This is a genomic window from Mammaliicoccus sp. A-M4 (assembly GCF_022386955.1).
GTDB lineage: Bacteria > Bacillota > Bacilli > Staphylococcales > Staphylococcaceae > Mammaliicoccus > Mammaliicoccus lentus.
The window spans coordinates 169,401-184,522 of record NZ_JAJNHH010000003.1 but is presented as its reverse complement, the minus strand read 5'-3'; the positions used below and the strand labels follow the sequence as shown (position 1 = coordinate 184,522).

The 15,122-nt window shown below is 31.6% G+C and carries 15 protein-coding genes, 1 pseudogene and 1 riboswitch; of the genes and pseudogenes, 10 read left to right on the top strand and 6 right to left on the bottom strand.

Annotated features, from left to right (window positions below):
- Positions 1-465: an RNA deprotection pyrophosphohydrolase gene (gene ytkD / locus LQ682_RS04485; protein WP_103269544.1), complete on the top strand. Its 465-nt coding sequence runs from the start codon at positions 1-3 to the stop codon at positions 463-465.
- The gene (locus tag LQ682_RS04480; protein ID WP_103269545.1) at positions 449-1,225 is read left to right on the top strand and encodes an alpha/beta hydrolase family protein; all 777 of its coding nucleotides are present in this window, start codon (positions 449-451) and stop codon (positions 1,223-1,225) included. The genes ytkD and LQ682_RS04480 overlap by 17 nt, the downstream gene beginning before the upstream one ends.
- 34 nt (positions 1,226-1,259) lie before the next feature.
- On the opposite strand, the gene pckA is transcribed toward LQ682_RS04480, so the two are convergent.
- Positions 1,260-2,861, bottom strand: a complete 1,602-nt coding sequence (pckA, locus tag LQ682_RS04475; RefSeq protein ID WP_147641042.1) for a phosphoenolpyruvate carboxykinase (ATP) — start codon at positions 2,859-2,861, stop codon at positions 1,260-1,262.
- Between the two features lie 182 nt (positions 2,862-3,043).
- Positions 3,044-3,156, top strand: a riboswitch (SAM riboswitch).
- 105 nt (positions 3,157-3,261) lie between these two features.
- On the opposite strand from pckA, the gene metK reads away from it, so the two are divergent.
- The 4 genes from metK to LQ682_RS04455 all read left to right on the top strand — a co-directional run bounded on the left by metK (position 3,262) and on the right by LQ682_RS04455 (position 7,952).
- Entirely contained in the window at positions 3,262-4,458 is a 1,197-nt protein-coding gene (metK, locus tag LQ682_RS04470; RefSeq protein WP_064205308.1) for a methionine adenosyltransferase, read from the top strand.
- Positions 4,459-4,723: 265 nt separating this feature from the next.
- Positions 4,724-5,635, top strand: a complete 912-nt coding sequence (locus LQ682_RS04465) for a nuclease-related domain-containing protein (RefSeq protein WP_064211344.1) — start codon at positions 4,724-4,726, stop codon at positions 5,633-5,635.
- A 68-nt stretch (positions 5,636-5,703) separates the two neighbouring features.
- Positions 5,704-7,086 carry an NAD-dependent succinate-semialdehyde dehydrogenase gene (locus LQ682_RS04460; RefSeq protein ID WP_239723938.1) on the top strand — a complete coding sequence of 461 codons (1,383 nt, stop codon included), beginning with the start codon at positions 5,704-5,706 and terminating at the stop codon, positions 7,084-7,086.
- Between the two features lie 23 nt (positions 7,087-7,109).
- Positions 7,110-7,952, top strand: a complete 843-nt coding sequence (locus LQ682_RS04455) for an aldo/keto reductase (protein WP_218688430.1) — start codon at positions 7,110-7,112, stop codon at positions 7,950-7,952.
- Between the two features lie 137 nt (positions 7,953-8,089).
- On the opposite strand, the gene crcB (LQ682_RS04450) is transcribed toward LQ682_RS04455, so the two are convergent.
- The 4 genes from crcB (LQ682_RS04450) to LQ682_RS04435 form a co-directional block, all read right to left on the bottom strand.
- A complete protein-coding gene (crcB, locus tag LQ682_RS04450) occupies positions 8,090-8,437 on the bottom strand; it encodes a fluoride efflux transporter CrcB (RefSeq protein ID WP_017001138.1) in 348 nt (115 codons plus the stop codon).
- Positions 8,434-8,799, bottom strand: a complete 366-nt coding sequence (gene crcB, locus LQ682_RS04445; protein ID WP_239723936.1) for a fluoride efflux transporter CrcB — start codon at positions 8,797-8,799, stop codon at positions 8,434-8,436. Before crcB (LQ682_RS04445) ends, crcB (LQ682_RS04450) begins: the two co-directional genes overlap by 4 nt.
- 182 nt (positions 8,800-8,981) lie before the next feature.
- Entirely contained in the window at positions 8,982-9,284 is a 303-nt protein-coding gene (locus LQ682_RS04440) for a hypothetical protein (RefSeq protein ID WP_017001140.1), read from the bottom strand.
- 46 nt (positions 9,285-9,330) lie between these two features.
- Positions 9,331-10,179: an MBL fold metallo-hydrolase gene (locus LQ682_RS04435; RefSeq protein ID WP_017001141.1), complete on the bottom strand. Its 849-nt coding sequence runs from the start codon at positions 10,177-10,179 to the stop codon at positions 9,331-9,333.
- 202 nt (positions 10,180-10,381) lie between these two features.
- On the opposite strand from LQ682_RS04435, the gene LQ682_RS04430 reads away from it, so the two are divergent.
- The 4 genes and pseudogenes from LQ682_RS04430 (at position 10,382) to LQ682_RS04415 (ending at position 13,513) form a co-directional block, all read left to right on the top strand.
- The gene (locus tag LQ682_RS04430; protein WP_239723935.1) at positions 10,382-11,092 is read left to right on the top strand and encodes a transaldolase; all 711 of its coding nucleotides are present in this window, start codon (positions 10,382-10,384) and stop codon (positions 11,090-11,092) included.
- 201 nt (positions 11,093-11,293) lie between these two features.
- Entirely contained in the window at positions 11,294-12,151 is an 858-nt protein-coding gene (locus tag LQ682_RS04425; RefSeq protein ID WP_017001143.1) for a cation diffusion facilitator family transporter, read from the top strand.
- Positions 12,152-12,691: 540 nt separating this feature from the next.
- A pseudogene (locus tag LQ682_RS04420) lies at positions 12,692-13,245 on the top strand (sugar O-acetyltransferase).
- A gap of 106 nt (positions 13,246-13,351) precedes the next feature.
- Positions 13,352-13,513 (top strand): hypothetical protein, encoded by a 162-nt coding sequence (locus LQ682_RS04415; protein WP_017001124.1) that lies wholly within the window; start codon positions 13,352-13,354, stop codon positions 13,511-13,513.
- A 118-nt stretch (positions 13,514-13,631) separates the two neighbouring features.
- On the opposite strand, the gene LQ682_RS04410 is transcribed toward LQ682_RS04415, so the two are convergent.
- Entirely contained in the window at positions 13,632-14,978 is a 1,347-nt protein-coding gene (locus tag LQ682_RS04410) for a PepSY-associated TM helix domain-containing protein (protein WP_239723934.1), read from the bottom strand.
- Between the last annotated feature and the right edge of the window lie 144 nt (positions 14,979-15,122).

The window sequence follows — 15,122 nt, the reverse complement described above, 5'->3', positions numbered from 1 at the left end:
ATGCGTTATAAAGATCCAAATGGATTGTTTGTTGATCTACAATTTAAAGAACAAATAGAAGCCCAACATGCAAAGCATGTATTAGCGATACCTATATATAACAATCAAATTGTTCTAACACACCATAAAATAAGAGGTATAGAGTTACCTGGTGGAAAAGTTGAAAAAAATGAAAAGAATAAAGAAGCAGTTATTCGAGAATTATACGAAGAAACGGGCGCTAAAGCTAAGTGTGCCATGTTTATTGCCTCATATATCGTCCATGATAAAATTCCATTTGATAAAGATGTATATATTGTTAATGTTGAAGAAATATTCGAAAAAAATGATTATTTAGAGACGTATGGTCCTATAATTGTAGATAATATAAATGAAGTCAACGAAGAAGATAAAAGTTTTTTACTTAAAGATAAAGCAATATTAACATGTTTAGAAAGGGTGTATGAACTTGGATTTCTTAAATAGAAAAAGAATGCCTATATTTTTTAACAATCATTGCACTGAAGAAGTTACTTATTCAGTAGATGACTTAAAAGTGAGAGGCTTGCTCATGACTCCCCATGCCAAAGTGAAACGCATTGTTGTTTATTTAAGAGGTGGTAAGGGTCAAGTAGGTAGAGTTCGACCAGGTAGAATGGCTCAATTTAAAAATCCAAATACACTTGTTTTTGCACCATATTATCGAGGAAGTAACGGTAGCGAAGGAAGAGATGAGTTTTGTGGTGATGATTTAAATGATGTTATTACCGGCATTAATATTTTAAAATCAAAATATCCAGAAGCACCTATTCATATGATAGGTTTTTCAAGAGGTGGAATACAAGGTCTGCTTACGTATCAAAAAGTAAAAGCATCTAGTTATATTATATGGGGCGGGGTAACAGATATGCTTATGATGTATAAAGAACGTGTTGATTTGAGAGGAATGCTGCGTCGTATGGTAGGTCACCCCAAGAAGCAACCGGAAGCTTATGAAAGGCGTGATGCCCTTAAAATGATTCATGAAGACAGCCCGCCTATATTAATTATTCATGGAGATGAGGATGCTCAAGTAGGAATAGAAATGGCTTACCACTTAGAACAACATTTAATAAAAGAAACCGTCTTTCACAAAACGATTTATAAACAAGGGGAAGGTCACGTTTTTAGACCTCAAACAGAAAAAGAAACTTTAATCGAACTACAAAATTGGATGAATTTATGTGAACAAAAAACTGAGCCATAAATAAATGGGCTCAGTTTTTTGTTCTAATATAAGATTAAATTCGATTATAATTAAATCCGCCTTCTTCTTGAATGTGTTCAGAGGCTTCACCGAATTTAGAGAAATTCTCTTTAAAGTCCTTTGCAAGTTGTTTAGCTTTTTCATCATACGCTTCTTGAGATACCCAAGTATTACGAGGATATAAAATTTCTGAAGGTACGCCAGCTACATGTTTAGGAATATTCAAACCGAATATTTCATCTTGAATAAATTCGGAGTTTTTAATTTCTCCGCTTATTGCACGTCTTATCATAGAACGAGTATATTTTAATTCCATTCTAGAACCAACACCATATTCTCCGCCAGTCCATCCTGTATTTACTAAGTAAACGTCTACGCCATGTTCATCAATTAATTTACCGAGTAACTCAGCATATTCTGTTGCATGTAATGGTAAGAACGGTGAACCGAAGCATGTTGAAAACACTGGTTGAGGGCTCGTTACGCCTCTTTCTGTACCAGCTAATTTAGAAGTGAAACCACTTAAGAAATGATACATAGCTTGAGATTTATCAAGTTTTGAAATAGGTGGTAACACACCAAATGCGTCAGCTGTTAAGAAAATAATAGTATTTGGATGACCTGCAATTGACGGTTGTACGATATTATCAATGAAGTCAATTGGATATGCAGCTCGTGTGTTTTCAGTTAATGTTGTGTCGTCATAATCAACCGTACCATCTTTTTGCACACCAACATTCTCTAAGACTGTACCGTAACGAATAGCATCATATATTTGAGGTTCTTTTTCTTGGCTTAAACTTACAGTTTTAGCATAACAGCCACCTTCAATATTAAATACGCCATTTTCGTTCCAACCATGTTCATCATCACCAATTAATTTTCTGTTTGGATCAGCTGATAAAGTTGTTTTTCCTGTTCCAGATAGACCAAAGAATAAAGCAACGTCATTATTGTATCCAACATTTGCAGAACAGTGCATGCTCATGATACCTTTTTTAGGAAGAAGGTAATTCATAACTGAAAAAATACCTTTTTTCATTTCTCCAGCATATTCTGTTCCGCCAATTAAAATTACACGATGTTTAAAAGAAGTAATAATAAATGTTTCAGAGTTTGTTCCATCTTTTTCAGGGTCTGCTTTGAAACCAGGGGCACTTATTATTGTGAAATTAGGATTGATATTTAAAGCCTCTTCTTTTGTTTCAGGGCGGATAAACATATTTTGTGCAAATAAATTATGCCAAGGTAGTTCGTTTATAACACGTAAATCTAAACGAGTAGATTCATCGGCACCCGCATATCCGTTGAAGACATAAAGTTGTGATTTTTGGTTTAAATAGTCAATAACTTGATCATATAAATTTAAAAAACTGTGTTCAGAAATAGGCTGGTTTATAGAACCCCAATCTATATCTTGTTCCGTGTCCTCTTCTTTAACAATAAATTTGTCTTTAGGTGAGCGACCTGTGTATTTACCAGTTTCCATTCTAATAGCTCCGGATTCAGTTAACACACCTTCACCTGATTCTAAAATGTGTTTGTACAACTCAGATCTAGAAAGTTGTTTTAAAGTTGTTTCTTTGCTAAGAAGATTAGTTAATTCGATTGATTCTGTAATTGACTGTATTGCCATAAATGACGACCCCCATGTCTAAAAATTATTTTGTAAGCATTTTCATGGAATTAGTATAACACATTGAGATAAATAGTCTATACTAATAAACGAATTTATTGTTAAAAGTTTATGACAAAATATTTATTTCGTGTTTCATTGACATAATTCTAAAACTTTAGTATTATCATTTCTGACGGATTCTCTTATCCTGAGTGGTGGAGGGACATGGACCCAATGAAACCCAGCAACCTCTTTCTAAATGAAAGGAAGGTGCCAAACCGTTTGCAGACCAATATTGTCTGAACGATAAGAGCGAATGGACACGAGTGTGCCTTCTCTCTATTGTTTTATAGAGAGAAGGCACTTTTTATTTGCACTGAGGAAGAGACCGTACAACATAATCTAAAGGAGATTTTTTATGTCAAAAAACAGAAGACTCTTCACATCCGAATCAGTAACAGAAGGACATCCTGATAAAATTGCCGACCAAATATCTGATGCAATTTTAGATGAATTACTAAAAGGTGATCCAAAAGCGAGAGTCGCTTGTGAAACAACTGTAACTACAGGTATGGCTTTAATTTCAGGAGAAATATCAACTTCAACATACGTAGATATTCCGAAAGTAGTAAGAGAGACTGTAAAAGATATAGGGTATACTAGAGCGAAGTATGGTTATGATTTCCAAACAATGGCAATACTAACAGCTATCGATGAACAATCACCTGATATTGCTCAAGGTGTTGATTGTGCTTTAGAAGATAGAGATGATTTAACAGATAGTGAAATTGAGTCTATCGGTGCTGGAGACCAAGGCTTAATGTTTGGTTATGCTACAAATGAAACTGAAACATATATGCCGTTACCAGTATATCTAGCTCATCAGTTGTCAAAAAGATTAACTGATGTACGTAAAGATGGCACTTTAGAATATTTACGTCCAGATGGAAAGACACAAGTAACAATAGAATACGACGAAAATGATAAACCTTTAAGAGTAGATACTATTGTTGTTTCTTCACAACATCATGAAAAAATAGAATTAGAAAAAATTCAACAAGATATTAAAGATCATGTTATATATCCAATCGTTCCTAAGGAATTATTAGATGATCAAACAAAATTCTTTATTAATCCTACTGGAAGATTTGTTATTGGTGGGCCACAAGGAGACGCAGGTTTAACAGGTAGAAAAATCATCGTTGATACATATGGTGGTTATGCTAGACACGGTGGAGGTTGCTTCAGTGGTAAAGACCCAACTAAAGTTGATAGATCTGGTGCTTATGCGGCTCGTTATGTAGCTAAAAATATCGTAGCTAGCGGCCTAGCTGATAAATGTGAAGTTCAACTTGCATACGCAATTGGAGTAGCACAACCTGTTTCAATTGCTGTTGACACTGCTGGTACTGGTAAAGTTGAAGAAAATGTACTAGTAGAAAAAATAAGAGAATTATTTGATTTAAGACCAGCAGGTATTATTCAAATGCTAAACTTAAGACAACCAATATATAAAAAGACTGCAGCATACGGTCATTTTGGTAGAACTGATGTAGAATTACCATGGGAACAATTAGATAAAGTAGAATTATTAAAAGATTTAGTAAATAAATAAACCTAAAAGTAAAATCAGTATTAAAAAAGAGTCTCATCATTAGTTATATGATCTAGTGGTGAGATTCTTTTTATATATATTCTTAGATATCTGAGAATTTTAATTTACTAATAAAGTGTGTATTAACTATAGAAATGTACGAAGTATTTAAAAAATCAAAAAATAATGCTTAAATTAGAGAAGAATATTGAAGATATATACTGAATTTATTTATAATATTTACTATAATAGATGTAATACATAAGAAAGGGAGCGATCAGCAAATATGAGTCAATTAGAACCGATTCATTATGGATTAATCGCAGCTGTCGTTATTGCGATAATATTTATCATATTATTCTTTGTTTCATTAAAACAAAGAAAGAATTCTTTGGCGAAAGTTCAGGAACAACATAAGAAGCAAAATGAGTCACTTAAATCTGAACACAAAGAAAAATTGGACCATGAACGAGTAGAAAACAAAAAGGTTCTATCTAAACAAAAAGAAGAGCATCAAGTTGAAATTTCTCAAAAAGAAAGAGAAATTGACTCATTAAAAATATTTTCGAAAAATGAAGGAGAATATATAACTGATAGACATTTATTAGATCTCCGTGATCAACTTGTTAATGAACGAAGAATAAGACCTGAAGATATGCATATAATGGCAAATATCTTTTTACCTAAAGATCCTTTAGGTAAGGTACATCAAATCGATCATATTGTTTTAACGAGAACTGGTATTTATGTTATTGACTCTAATTTGGTAAACGGCCATATATATCATGGTATAACTGAACAGCAATTTAGTGAGTTCCCTGTACTTGGGCAAGTGTTTGAAACATTGGATTTAAATCCTAAAAAAGAACAAACTTTACTCCTTGAAAAACAAGCTAGTAAAAAATCAGCTGCATTTCATGATTATACTGATAAAGTTAAAGAAGTGGACGAAACATCTGAAGAATTACAAAGACAACTCGAACTTAAATATACGCCAACACCAATCATCTATTTCCATCCTGATGAAGTGGATGAAGCCACAATTAGTAATTACTCACAAGATCCAAATATTAAAGTGCTTGTTGGTGAACAACAATTACAACATTTCTTCAATAAATTTGTATTCCATGGAAGATTCCAATACAGTGTTGAAGATCTAGAAAGAATAATGGACGAGTTAGAAAAGTTTAATCCTTAAGCAGAAAACGCTACAATAATAGTAGCGTTTTCTTTTTTTATAAATAATATGAAAAGGTGGTTGTGAAAATGAGTGAGAAACAATTTGATGTTAGAAATCCTGCTACGGAAGAAATTATTGAAACTTTGAACAATAATAGTGAAGAAGAGATTAACGAAATGATTGAAAATGCTCATCATGCTTTTCAAAAATTTAAAAAAACAACAGCTCACGAAAGAAGTGCACTTCTATATAAATGGCGTGAGCTCATTTTAGAACAAGAAGAAGAAATTGCGTTAATTATGACTAAAGAAAGTGGTAAACCATTAAAAGAATCAAAAGGTGAAGTAAAGTATGCTACAGATTACATTTTATGGTTTGCTGAAGAAGCTAAAAGAACTTATGGCAGAGCAATACCAGAGCATGTAGATAATAAAAGATTAATCGTAACTAGAGCACCAGTGGGTGTTGTCGCAAGTATTACACCATGGAATTTCCCAGCAGCAATGATGACAAGAAAAGCAGCACCAGCTCTAGCAGCAGGATGTACATTTATTTGTAAACCTGCACAAGATACACCATTAACAACAATGAAATTTGTAGATTTAGCTCATGAAGCTGGTTTTGATAAAGATGTTATACAATACGTTAATGGTTCAGGTAAAGACGTTGGTAAAATCTTTACAAGCCATGAATTAATTTCTAAAATTACTTACACTGGTTCTACACCAGTAGGTAAACAATTAATGGAGCAATCTAGTTCAACTCTTAAAAAAGTTACGTTAGAATTAGGAGGGCACGCACCTTTAATTGTTCATGAAGATGCTGATATAGAAAAAGCCGTACAAGGTACAATAGCATCTAAGTTTAGAAATGCTGGTCAAACTTGCGTATGTGCTAATAGAATATATGTACATGAATCTATTAAAGATAAATTTGAATCTTCATTAAAATCTGAAGTGAACAAATTGAAAGTAGGTAACGGGCAAAATGAATCTACTGACATTGGTCCTGTAATCAATAGTGATGGATTTGAGAAAATAAAATCACATATTGATGATGCAACTAGTAAAGGTGCCCGTGTAGTAACTGGAGGGGATAGTTATAAAGAGGGTGGTTATTTTGTAGAGCCAACTATTCTATCTGAAGTTACTGATGATATGAAAATTATGTTTGAAGAAACATTTGGACCAGTTATACCAATTCAAACATATAACTCATTAGAAGAAGTAATCAAGAAGGCGAATGATACACCATTTGGTTTAGCAGCATATTTCTTTACAGAAAATTATGCAACTGGCATAGAATTATATGAAAACTTAAATTATGGTGTGATTGGTTGGAATGATGGAGGTCCAAGTGCTGCACATATCCCGTTCGGTGGTATGAAAGAAAGTGGTTTTGGCCGAGAAGGCGGTTCAGAAGGTATTGAGCCATATCTAGAAACAAAAGTAGCTTCAATACTATTATAAAGATAAAACCAGGAGGAAATAACATGACACAGAAACAAGTAGAATTTTACAATGGTAATACAATACCAGCACTAGGATTAGGAACGTTTAGAGTTGAAAACAACGATGAATGTAGAGAAGCGGTTAAACATGCTATAGAAAGTGGTTACCGTCATATAGATACAGCACAAACTTACAAAAATGAAGAAAAAGTAGGCCAAGGTATTAAAGAAGGTTTAGAATCAGCAGGCTTAAATAGAGAAGATTTATTTATAACTACTAAATTATGGATGACGGATTACGGTATGGAAAATGTCCAAAATGCATATGAAGCTTCATTACAAAGACTTGGGCTAGACTATGTAGATTTATATCTGATTCATTGGCCTGGAGACGATAAAGAATTAATTGCTGAAACGTGGAAAGCAATGGAAGCTTTATATAACGATGGAAAAATTAAAAATATAGGTGTGAGTAATTTTAATGTTTCACATTTAGAAAGTTTGTTACAAGAAGCATCTATTAAACCAGTGATTAATCAAATTGAATGCCATCCATATCTAACTCAAAAAGACTTAAGAACATACTTAAAAGCACAAAAAATTGTAGCTCAATCATGGTCTCCATTAATGAATGGACAAATTTTAGAAGATGAAACAGTTAAAGAGATAGCAAAAGAAATAGGTAAAACACCGGCTCAAGTTATCATTAGATGGAATATTGACGAAGATATAGTTGTGATACCTAAATCAGTAACACCATCAAGAATTGAAGAGAATTTAAATGTTTTTGATTTTGAATTAAATGAAGATCAATTGTCACGATTAAATAATTTAAATAAAGACGAAAGAATTGGACCTGACCCAGAGAAATTTACTGGTAAATAAGGTGAATAAGTAAAATATAAATAAATTCTCCTAATCCGTTAGATTTTAAAATTTAGGATTGGGAGAATTTTTTCGAATTTTTAAGTGTATGAATGCCTAAGTATAGGTGTTATTACTTTAAAAAACTTTGAAATTTGTTAAATGATATAACCTAAATAACAAGCAGTTAATGATAATATAACCGTTAATGCTATATATAATATCATTTGTTTATATGATTTTAATAAGTAACGTTCATATACTTCAAGTATATGTGTTGAAAAAGTTGTGTAACCTCCACAAAAACCGATAGCTAATATCGAATAAATATGTGAACTTTCTGCTATATATTGTGCACAAAGACCAATAATAAAGCTTCCAACAACATTAACGATTAATGTAGCAAAGGGGAAACTTTGCGTGAAAAATTTACTGATAATTTGATTTGTCATATGTCTAAGTACTGCTCCTACACCAGAGCCTATCATTATTAAAATTAATATCATTTTTTCTCTGTCCCTTTCTTATATCCGAGAGCAACAAATATAAATCCTAAGATAATACTTATAGTTACATAAGTAAAAGCTAATATAAATTGTCCGCTTTTTAACAAGTGTATTGTTTCTAAACTTAGACTAGAATACGTAGTGAGCGCACCTAAGAAACCAGTTGTTATCATTTTCTGTATATAAGGGTGTTTTTTAAAATATTTTATAAAATAAGTAGAGCAAATACCCATAAGAAGAGCACCAATTAGATTTACTGATAAAGTCGAGAAGGGGAAGGTATTACTTGAAATAATAAAACTTGAAAGATAGCGTAATCCACCTCCAATTGCACCACCTATAAATATTACGACATAAATCATATAAAAACCTCCAAAATAAAAAGGAGCGGGACAGAAATCTTATTTTTCAAAAAAGATTTCGTAGTACCGCCCCGGTAAGGGTGACTAGGAGTAAAAAAAAGCTTGATATAACCGCATTTTTCATTCCAGTCAGTTACTGTCAATATCATGACAGAGGTTGAGACATTGATAATACCCTAACCTTAAATTATACCAAAGAATTTCACTATAACGACAATGTGGTAAATAATAACTACAAATAATAAAATTGGTAAAAATTTACTGATTTTCGCAATAGTTTTATGCTTTTCAGTTTGATATTTAATTGACTTATCAGTTGTAATAACAGCAATAAGTAATAGAATACCGTTTAAAATACTGCTGATTAATACAAGTGATACTAGAGATCCAAACCATGATTCTATGAGAGGATTCTGTGCACTTAAAAATAAACTAATAATCATGAGTACAACTGATATATAAAAATAGCGTTTAGCTTTATCCATGATGGCCTCCAAAATTTCCATATAATCGCTTATGTTATCATAAATGTTAATTCAATGCATCTAATAACTTTAATACCTCTTCAAAATCATCCATCTTTTTACAGTGGCTTGGAAGAATAAATAACTTTTTGTTACTGCTATGCTTAAAATCAATTAATTTCATATGGGTTTCTATAAAACGCTCGCCATTGTATGATTGTTTAAGTAATCGTTTTGTAGGAAGTTCATTTTTGTCTAAATTTGAACGACACCATGCAGCGTCACTACACATGAATATATTTAAATCTTGAAATTTCATCATTAAGCCAAATTGACCAGGCATTGCTCCAGGTAAATAATAACTGATTAGTGAATCATTATTAAAAATTTTAAATCCTTTACCAAGAACAGAATCATCAACTTTCGAAAAATTTTCTATAAACTCTATACGATCTTTAAAGTCATCAGGCATAACATGGAAACTCAATTGTAGGCTATTGTTTGAAACTTGTTGTGTTATGAAATCATGATAAGCTTCATGAGAAGTGATAATCGTAGCGTTTTTAAAAGCATTTAAATATCCAATGTGGTGACTAGCGAAATTTGTAATAATACAGTAATCAATTTGATCAGGATGAATATGGTCTTTCATAAGTTGGCTTGGCAACGTTTCAAAAACTTTATAATCTTGTCTATGAAAAAGTTTTAAAGTTTTTAAATCGGTGCTAGGCTTAACGCGTTCTGAAAAACCAGTATTGATTAAAATTTTAAAATCGTTAATTTCTAAATAATAAGAAAAGATATAATAGCGTTCGACTAAACTTTTCTTTCTATTATTTATGATGGCTTCGTCTCCTAGAAAGGAGCCCGTTGAATATAGCTTGAAGTGTTTAATTATTTCATGCTTGTCAATCATCGTAACTCACCGCCTAGTTAATCCATATTTTAAATATATAAATCATATTTATAATTAAACTTATATTTATGTATATTATGACATAAAACTATTGAAATTACATTTAAGGAAGCTTAACAAATGTTATATAAATCAAATAATTTAGTAAGCGATTGCAAATTGTGGTACGATAATGTTACATAAATTGAAAGGAATGAATAGCATGAGTAATCTAAAAGTTCAAGTATTTGCTGATGGTGCAGACATCAAAGAAATGAAGCAAGCATACCAAAATAATGAAGTAGATGGTTTTACTACAAATCCTAGTTTAATGAAAAAAGCAGGCGTTACTGACTATAAAACATTTGCTGAAGAAGCAGTTAAAGCAATCCCAGACGCTTCAATTTCATTTGAAGTATTTGCGGATGATATAGAAACTATGGAAAAAGAAGCGGAAATTTTAAAACAATACGGTGAAAATGTATTCGTAAAAATTCCTGTCGTTAATACTAAAGGTGAATCTATGATTTCACTTATTAAAAAACTGTCAGAGAATGACGTGAAAGTAAACGTTACGGCAGTATATACAATAGAACAAGTAAAAGAAATTGTTGAAGTGATTAAACCGGGGGTTGAAACATACGTATCTGTATTTGCAGGACGTATTGCTGATACTGGTGTAGATCCACTTCCTTTAATGAAAGAAGCAGAAAAAGTTTGTCATAGCAAAGAAGGCGTGAAATTGTTATGGGCAAGCTGTAGAGAATTATTTAATGTCGTTCAAGCAGATGAAATTGGTGTTGATATTATTACATGTCCAAAAGATGTAGTGGCTAAGGTTCCTAACATTGGAAGAGATGTAAATGAATTATCAGTAGATACAGTTAAAGGTTTCGCTAAAGATATTAAAGCAAGTGGTTTAAGCATTTTATAATTAATATTGTGAAGTTATAAAAATGGAGTTTGGTACATAATATACCAAGCTCCTTTTTACTGAAATAAATATTAAATTATAGGTAGACCTAAACTAGAATTAACCCACTAAATTAATATTATTTTACGATAGCTAATTCATTAACTTGTCTGTTGTTTTGTTATATAATCATATTTCAATGACAAAAATGGAGTGGACAATATGGCAAACAACTTAAGACTAGCTCAAAAGGGTGCATATATTAGTATTGTTATGTATATCATTCTTTCAATTATAAAATATATAGTAGGTACCAGTTATCATTCTTCTGCTTTAAGAGCAGATAGTTTAAATAACTTAACGGATATTTTCGTTTCAGTGGCTGTATTAGTAGGATTAAAAATATCTATAAAGCCAGCAGATAAGAATCATCCATATGGACATATGAAGACTGAGAATATCACAACTTTAATCGTTTCATTTATAATCATGTTCGTAGGTATTCAAGTTATATCATCTAATATACCTATACTTTTCACTGGAGAGTACGGTCAACCTAGCACTTTAACAATATGGGTCAGTTTCATCAGTGGTATTGTCATGCTTCTCGTATATAAATTTAATGATTCGTTATCAAAGAAAACAAAGAGTACATCTTTAAAATCTGCATCTAAAGATAACTTATCCGATGCACTAGTCAGTATTGGTACTGGTATAGGTCTAATATTCACACAAATTGGATTCCCTATAGTGGATATTGTCTTAGCAGTTATTTTAGGTGTGATTATTGTGTTTACTGGTTTTTCAATATTTAAAGAATCTATATTTACACTTAGTGACGGATTTCACGAAAAAGATTTAAACAATTATAGTGAGGATATATCTAAAATACCTGGTGTAATAGATGTTCCATCGATTAAAGGCCGATACCACGGGAATAGTGTGTTTTTAGATGTTACAATTGTTGTAGATAAAAAACTTTCTTTAGACGAAGCTCACGATATATGTGACTTAGTTGAAAAAGAATTACAAAAATCAGGGGTATATTCGTCTTATGTTCACCCTGAACCTAATTTATAAAAAACTTATCGAGTCTGGGACATAAATATGTCTCAGACTCGTTTTGCTGATTTTAAAATTTCCTATTTTTCTTATATTTGTTGCTTTTATAGCAATCCTTAAAACATATTTCATTTTAGACTTTTCTCGTTAAGATATACAAAAGTGCTTTATTTGTGGTTCAACTTTTGTGGTGCACTTCATAAAGGTATGGTTAGTTGGATTAATGAGATAGAAAATCCAATAAAGGTATGTGTATTTGGATTAATGAAGTAGAAAATCCAATAAGAAGGTGTGTAGTTGGATTATTGTCTTAGAAAATCCAATAAGAAGGTGTGTAGTTGGATTAATGAGATAGAAAATCCAATAACAATATCAACTCTTGCTTTTTGATCAGTCCCATCCAAAAACGAACTAAGGAATTATGTTCCCAGCTCTTTCATTACATTGGCAATTGTTGATTGGATTGAAAATATTTTTCAATTCTAGTCTTACTCTCTATTTGTTTATATTAAATGTATAATGTAAAATGATGTTTCATTAATAGAAAGGAACGATAATATGACTGAAAAAGAGAAAATGATAAGAGGGGACTTATATTTACCGAGTGACAATGAATTAGTAGAAGATAGAAAAAAGCACGCGAATTAACATATGAGTTTAACCAATTACCGATTAAAGAAAAAGACAAAAGAAAAAAAGTACTACAAATATTATTAGGTGGTTATAAAGAAAACTTTGAAATTAATCCACTATTTAATGTTGATTATGGATATAATATTTTTATAGGAGAAAATTTTTATTCTAACTACAACTGTACAATGTTAGATGTTTCTACAATACATATCGGTGATAATTGTATGTTTGGTCCTAATGTAGGATTATACACAGCGACACACCCAATTGATCCAGGTGAAAGAAATTCCGGATTAGAATTTGCTAAACCGATAGTAATTGGTGATAATGTTTGGATTGGCGGTAGCGTTGTTGTTAATCCTGGGGTCACTATCGGTGATAATGTAGTAATTGCCTCTGGAGCAGTAGTGATTAAAGACGTTCCTTCTAATAAAGTAGTCGGAGGAAATCCAGCTAAGATAATCAAAAGTATAGATTGATTCTTGTGTTATTTACTATAAATTAAAACTAATTCATAATAATAATCATATCAATATGGTATATTATGGTCATAGCGTTCGATAAAAACAAAAGGGGATGTTATGCATGCAGATATTAGGAAAAGGCTATGAAAATGATCATCATTACTTTCATGTCATAACAAATCAAAACCATTTAATCAAAGTGAGAGTACCAGATGATATGGATGATGATGAATTAAGATATTTATTAGAAGCGGTTTGTAATGATTATGATGAAAGCCATTAAGAATATTTATTATAAAGATTGAGTTCGGGACCTAGATCCTAACTCAAAATAAATAAGCATATCACTTAACTGATTATCTCAGTTTGAAAGTGATATGCTTATTTTTTATTAGATATATTTAGGTAACGGTTTTTTGAGTTTTTTTCCATAATATAAATTCAACTATTGCTACAATCACTAATGAAGCTCCAAACAACGGCATTATTATGCCTAACAACACTAGTGGTATTATTAATCCAAGTGACCACTTTCCTTTAACAATTGGAGGAGCGCCAAAGGTACCAGTTTTTCGTCGTTTCATCCAAGTGATAAAACCTAATACTATGCCACCTATGAATGTGATGCAAACTAGTAAATTCATTACTTTATTTGCTGTACCGAATAGATGACCTTCGTGAAGGGGGATACCATAGCTAAACCATTTTCCTACAATTCCATAATCTTGATAGTCAACTTTACCTAATTGTTTGCTAGAATATTGATCATAATAAGCTGTAGTTTCTTCTTTAGGTGGAACGTCTAGACCAGTTACACCACTGTTACTGCTTTTAGAAACAGTGAAGACACCATCTTTATCTCCTGGATATACTACTGAGAAGGGTTCTTTAATGCCATCTTGTTTACTTTGAGTTATAATGTTCTCTAAGCTTTGTTGACCATTTGTACCAATCATACTTGTTGAATTACCATGATGCTCTGCATGTGCATCCTCTTCCGATTTCGGTTTTTCTTTAGTTCTAGTTGCCCAAGGTAATTCATTATCCTCAGATTTTGGAGGGTTAGATTTTAATGCTGTATATCCTAACTTTGGATGATCTTCTGCAAACTGATTAATTTGTTTCCCCATAAACGCCGACCAAGGTAAGCCTGTTAAGACTACTATAAAAATAGGTATAGCTATGATTAATCCAACTATTGCATGTAGTCGTCTATTAAATAAGAATGCGTTTTTCTTTTTAGTATTCTTTAATGCTTTTGATTTGAAAGTTAAATAAACACCAGATAGTATCATAAAGATTGTCCAACATGCTGCTAATTCAACTAAATAATTTACGATTGTACCACCAACAAATAAAGAGCTGTGTAATTCTCTAAGTACATTTGAATAAGTGAATTTAGCATTTTGATTAGCCACTCTTTGATTATGTTCATCTAAAAATATGTATCTAGAGTCTCCTTTGTCATTACCGATTGTGACACGGTTATTGTAAGGTTCATCCATAATACTTATTTTTTTGATTTCGTATCCTTTATAAACTTCTTGTATTTCTTTAACTGCACCATCTAATGATTGATGACCTTTTGTTTCGCTATTTGAGAAAAATTCATCCTCATATATATGATTCTCTACATTGGTAAAAAATAAATAACCAATGCCTGTTAAAGATAAAGTTAGAAGTAAAGGCGTAATAAAAAATGCTGCGTAAAAATGTAAACGTCTTAATGGGTTATAAACTTGTTTCAAAATAACATCCCCGATTTCTTTATTTATTCTCGCCTAGTTAAAGGTATAACTTCAAGAAAATAAATACAATATGAAAAAGTGGAAAATTATGAAACTTTAGTGAATTTAGAAAAAGCCATGTAATAAATGTATCCAAAATGTAAT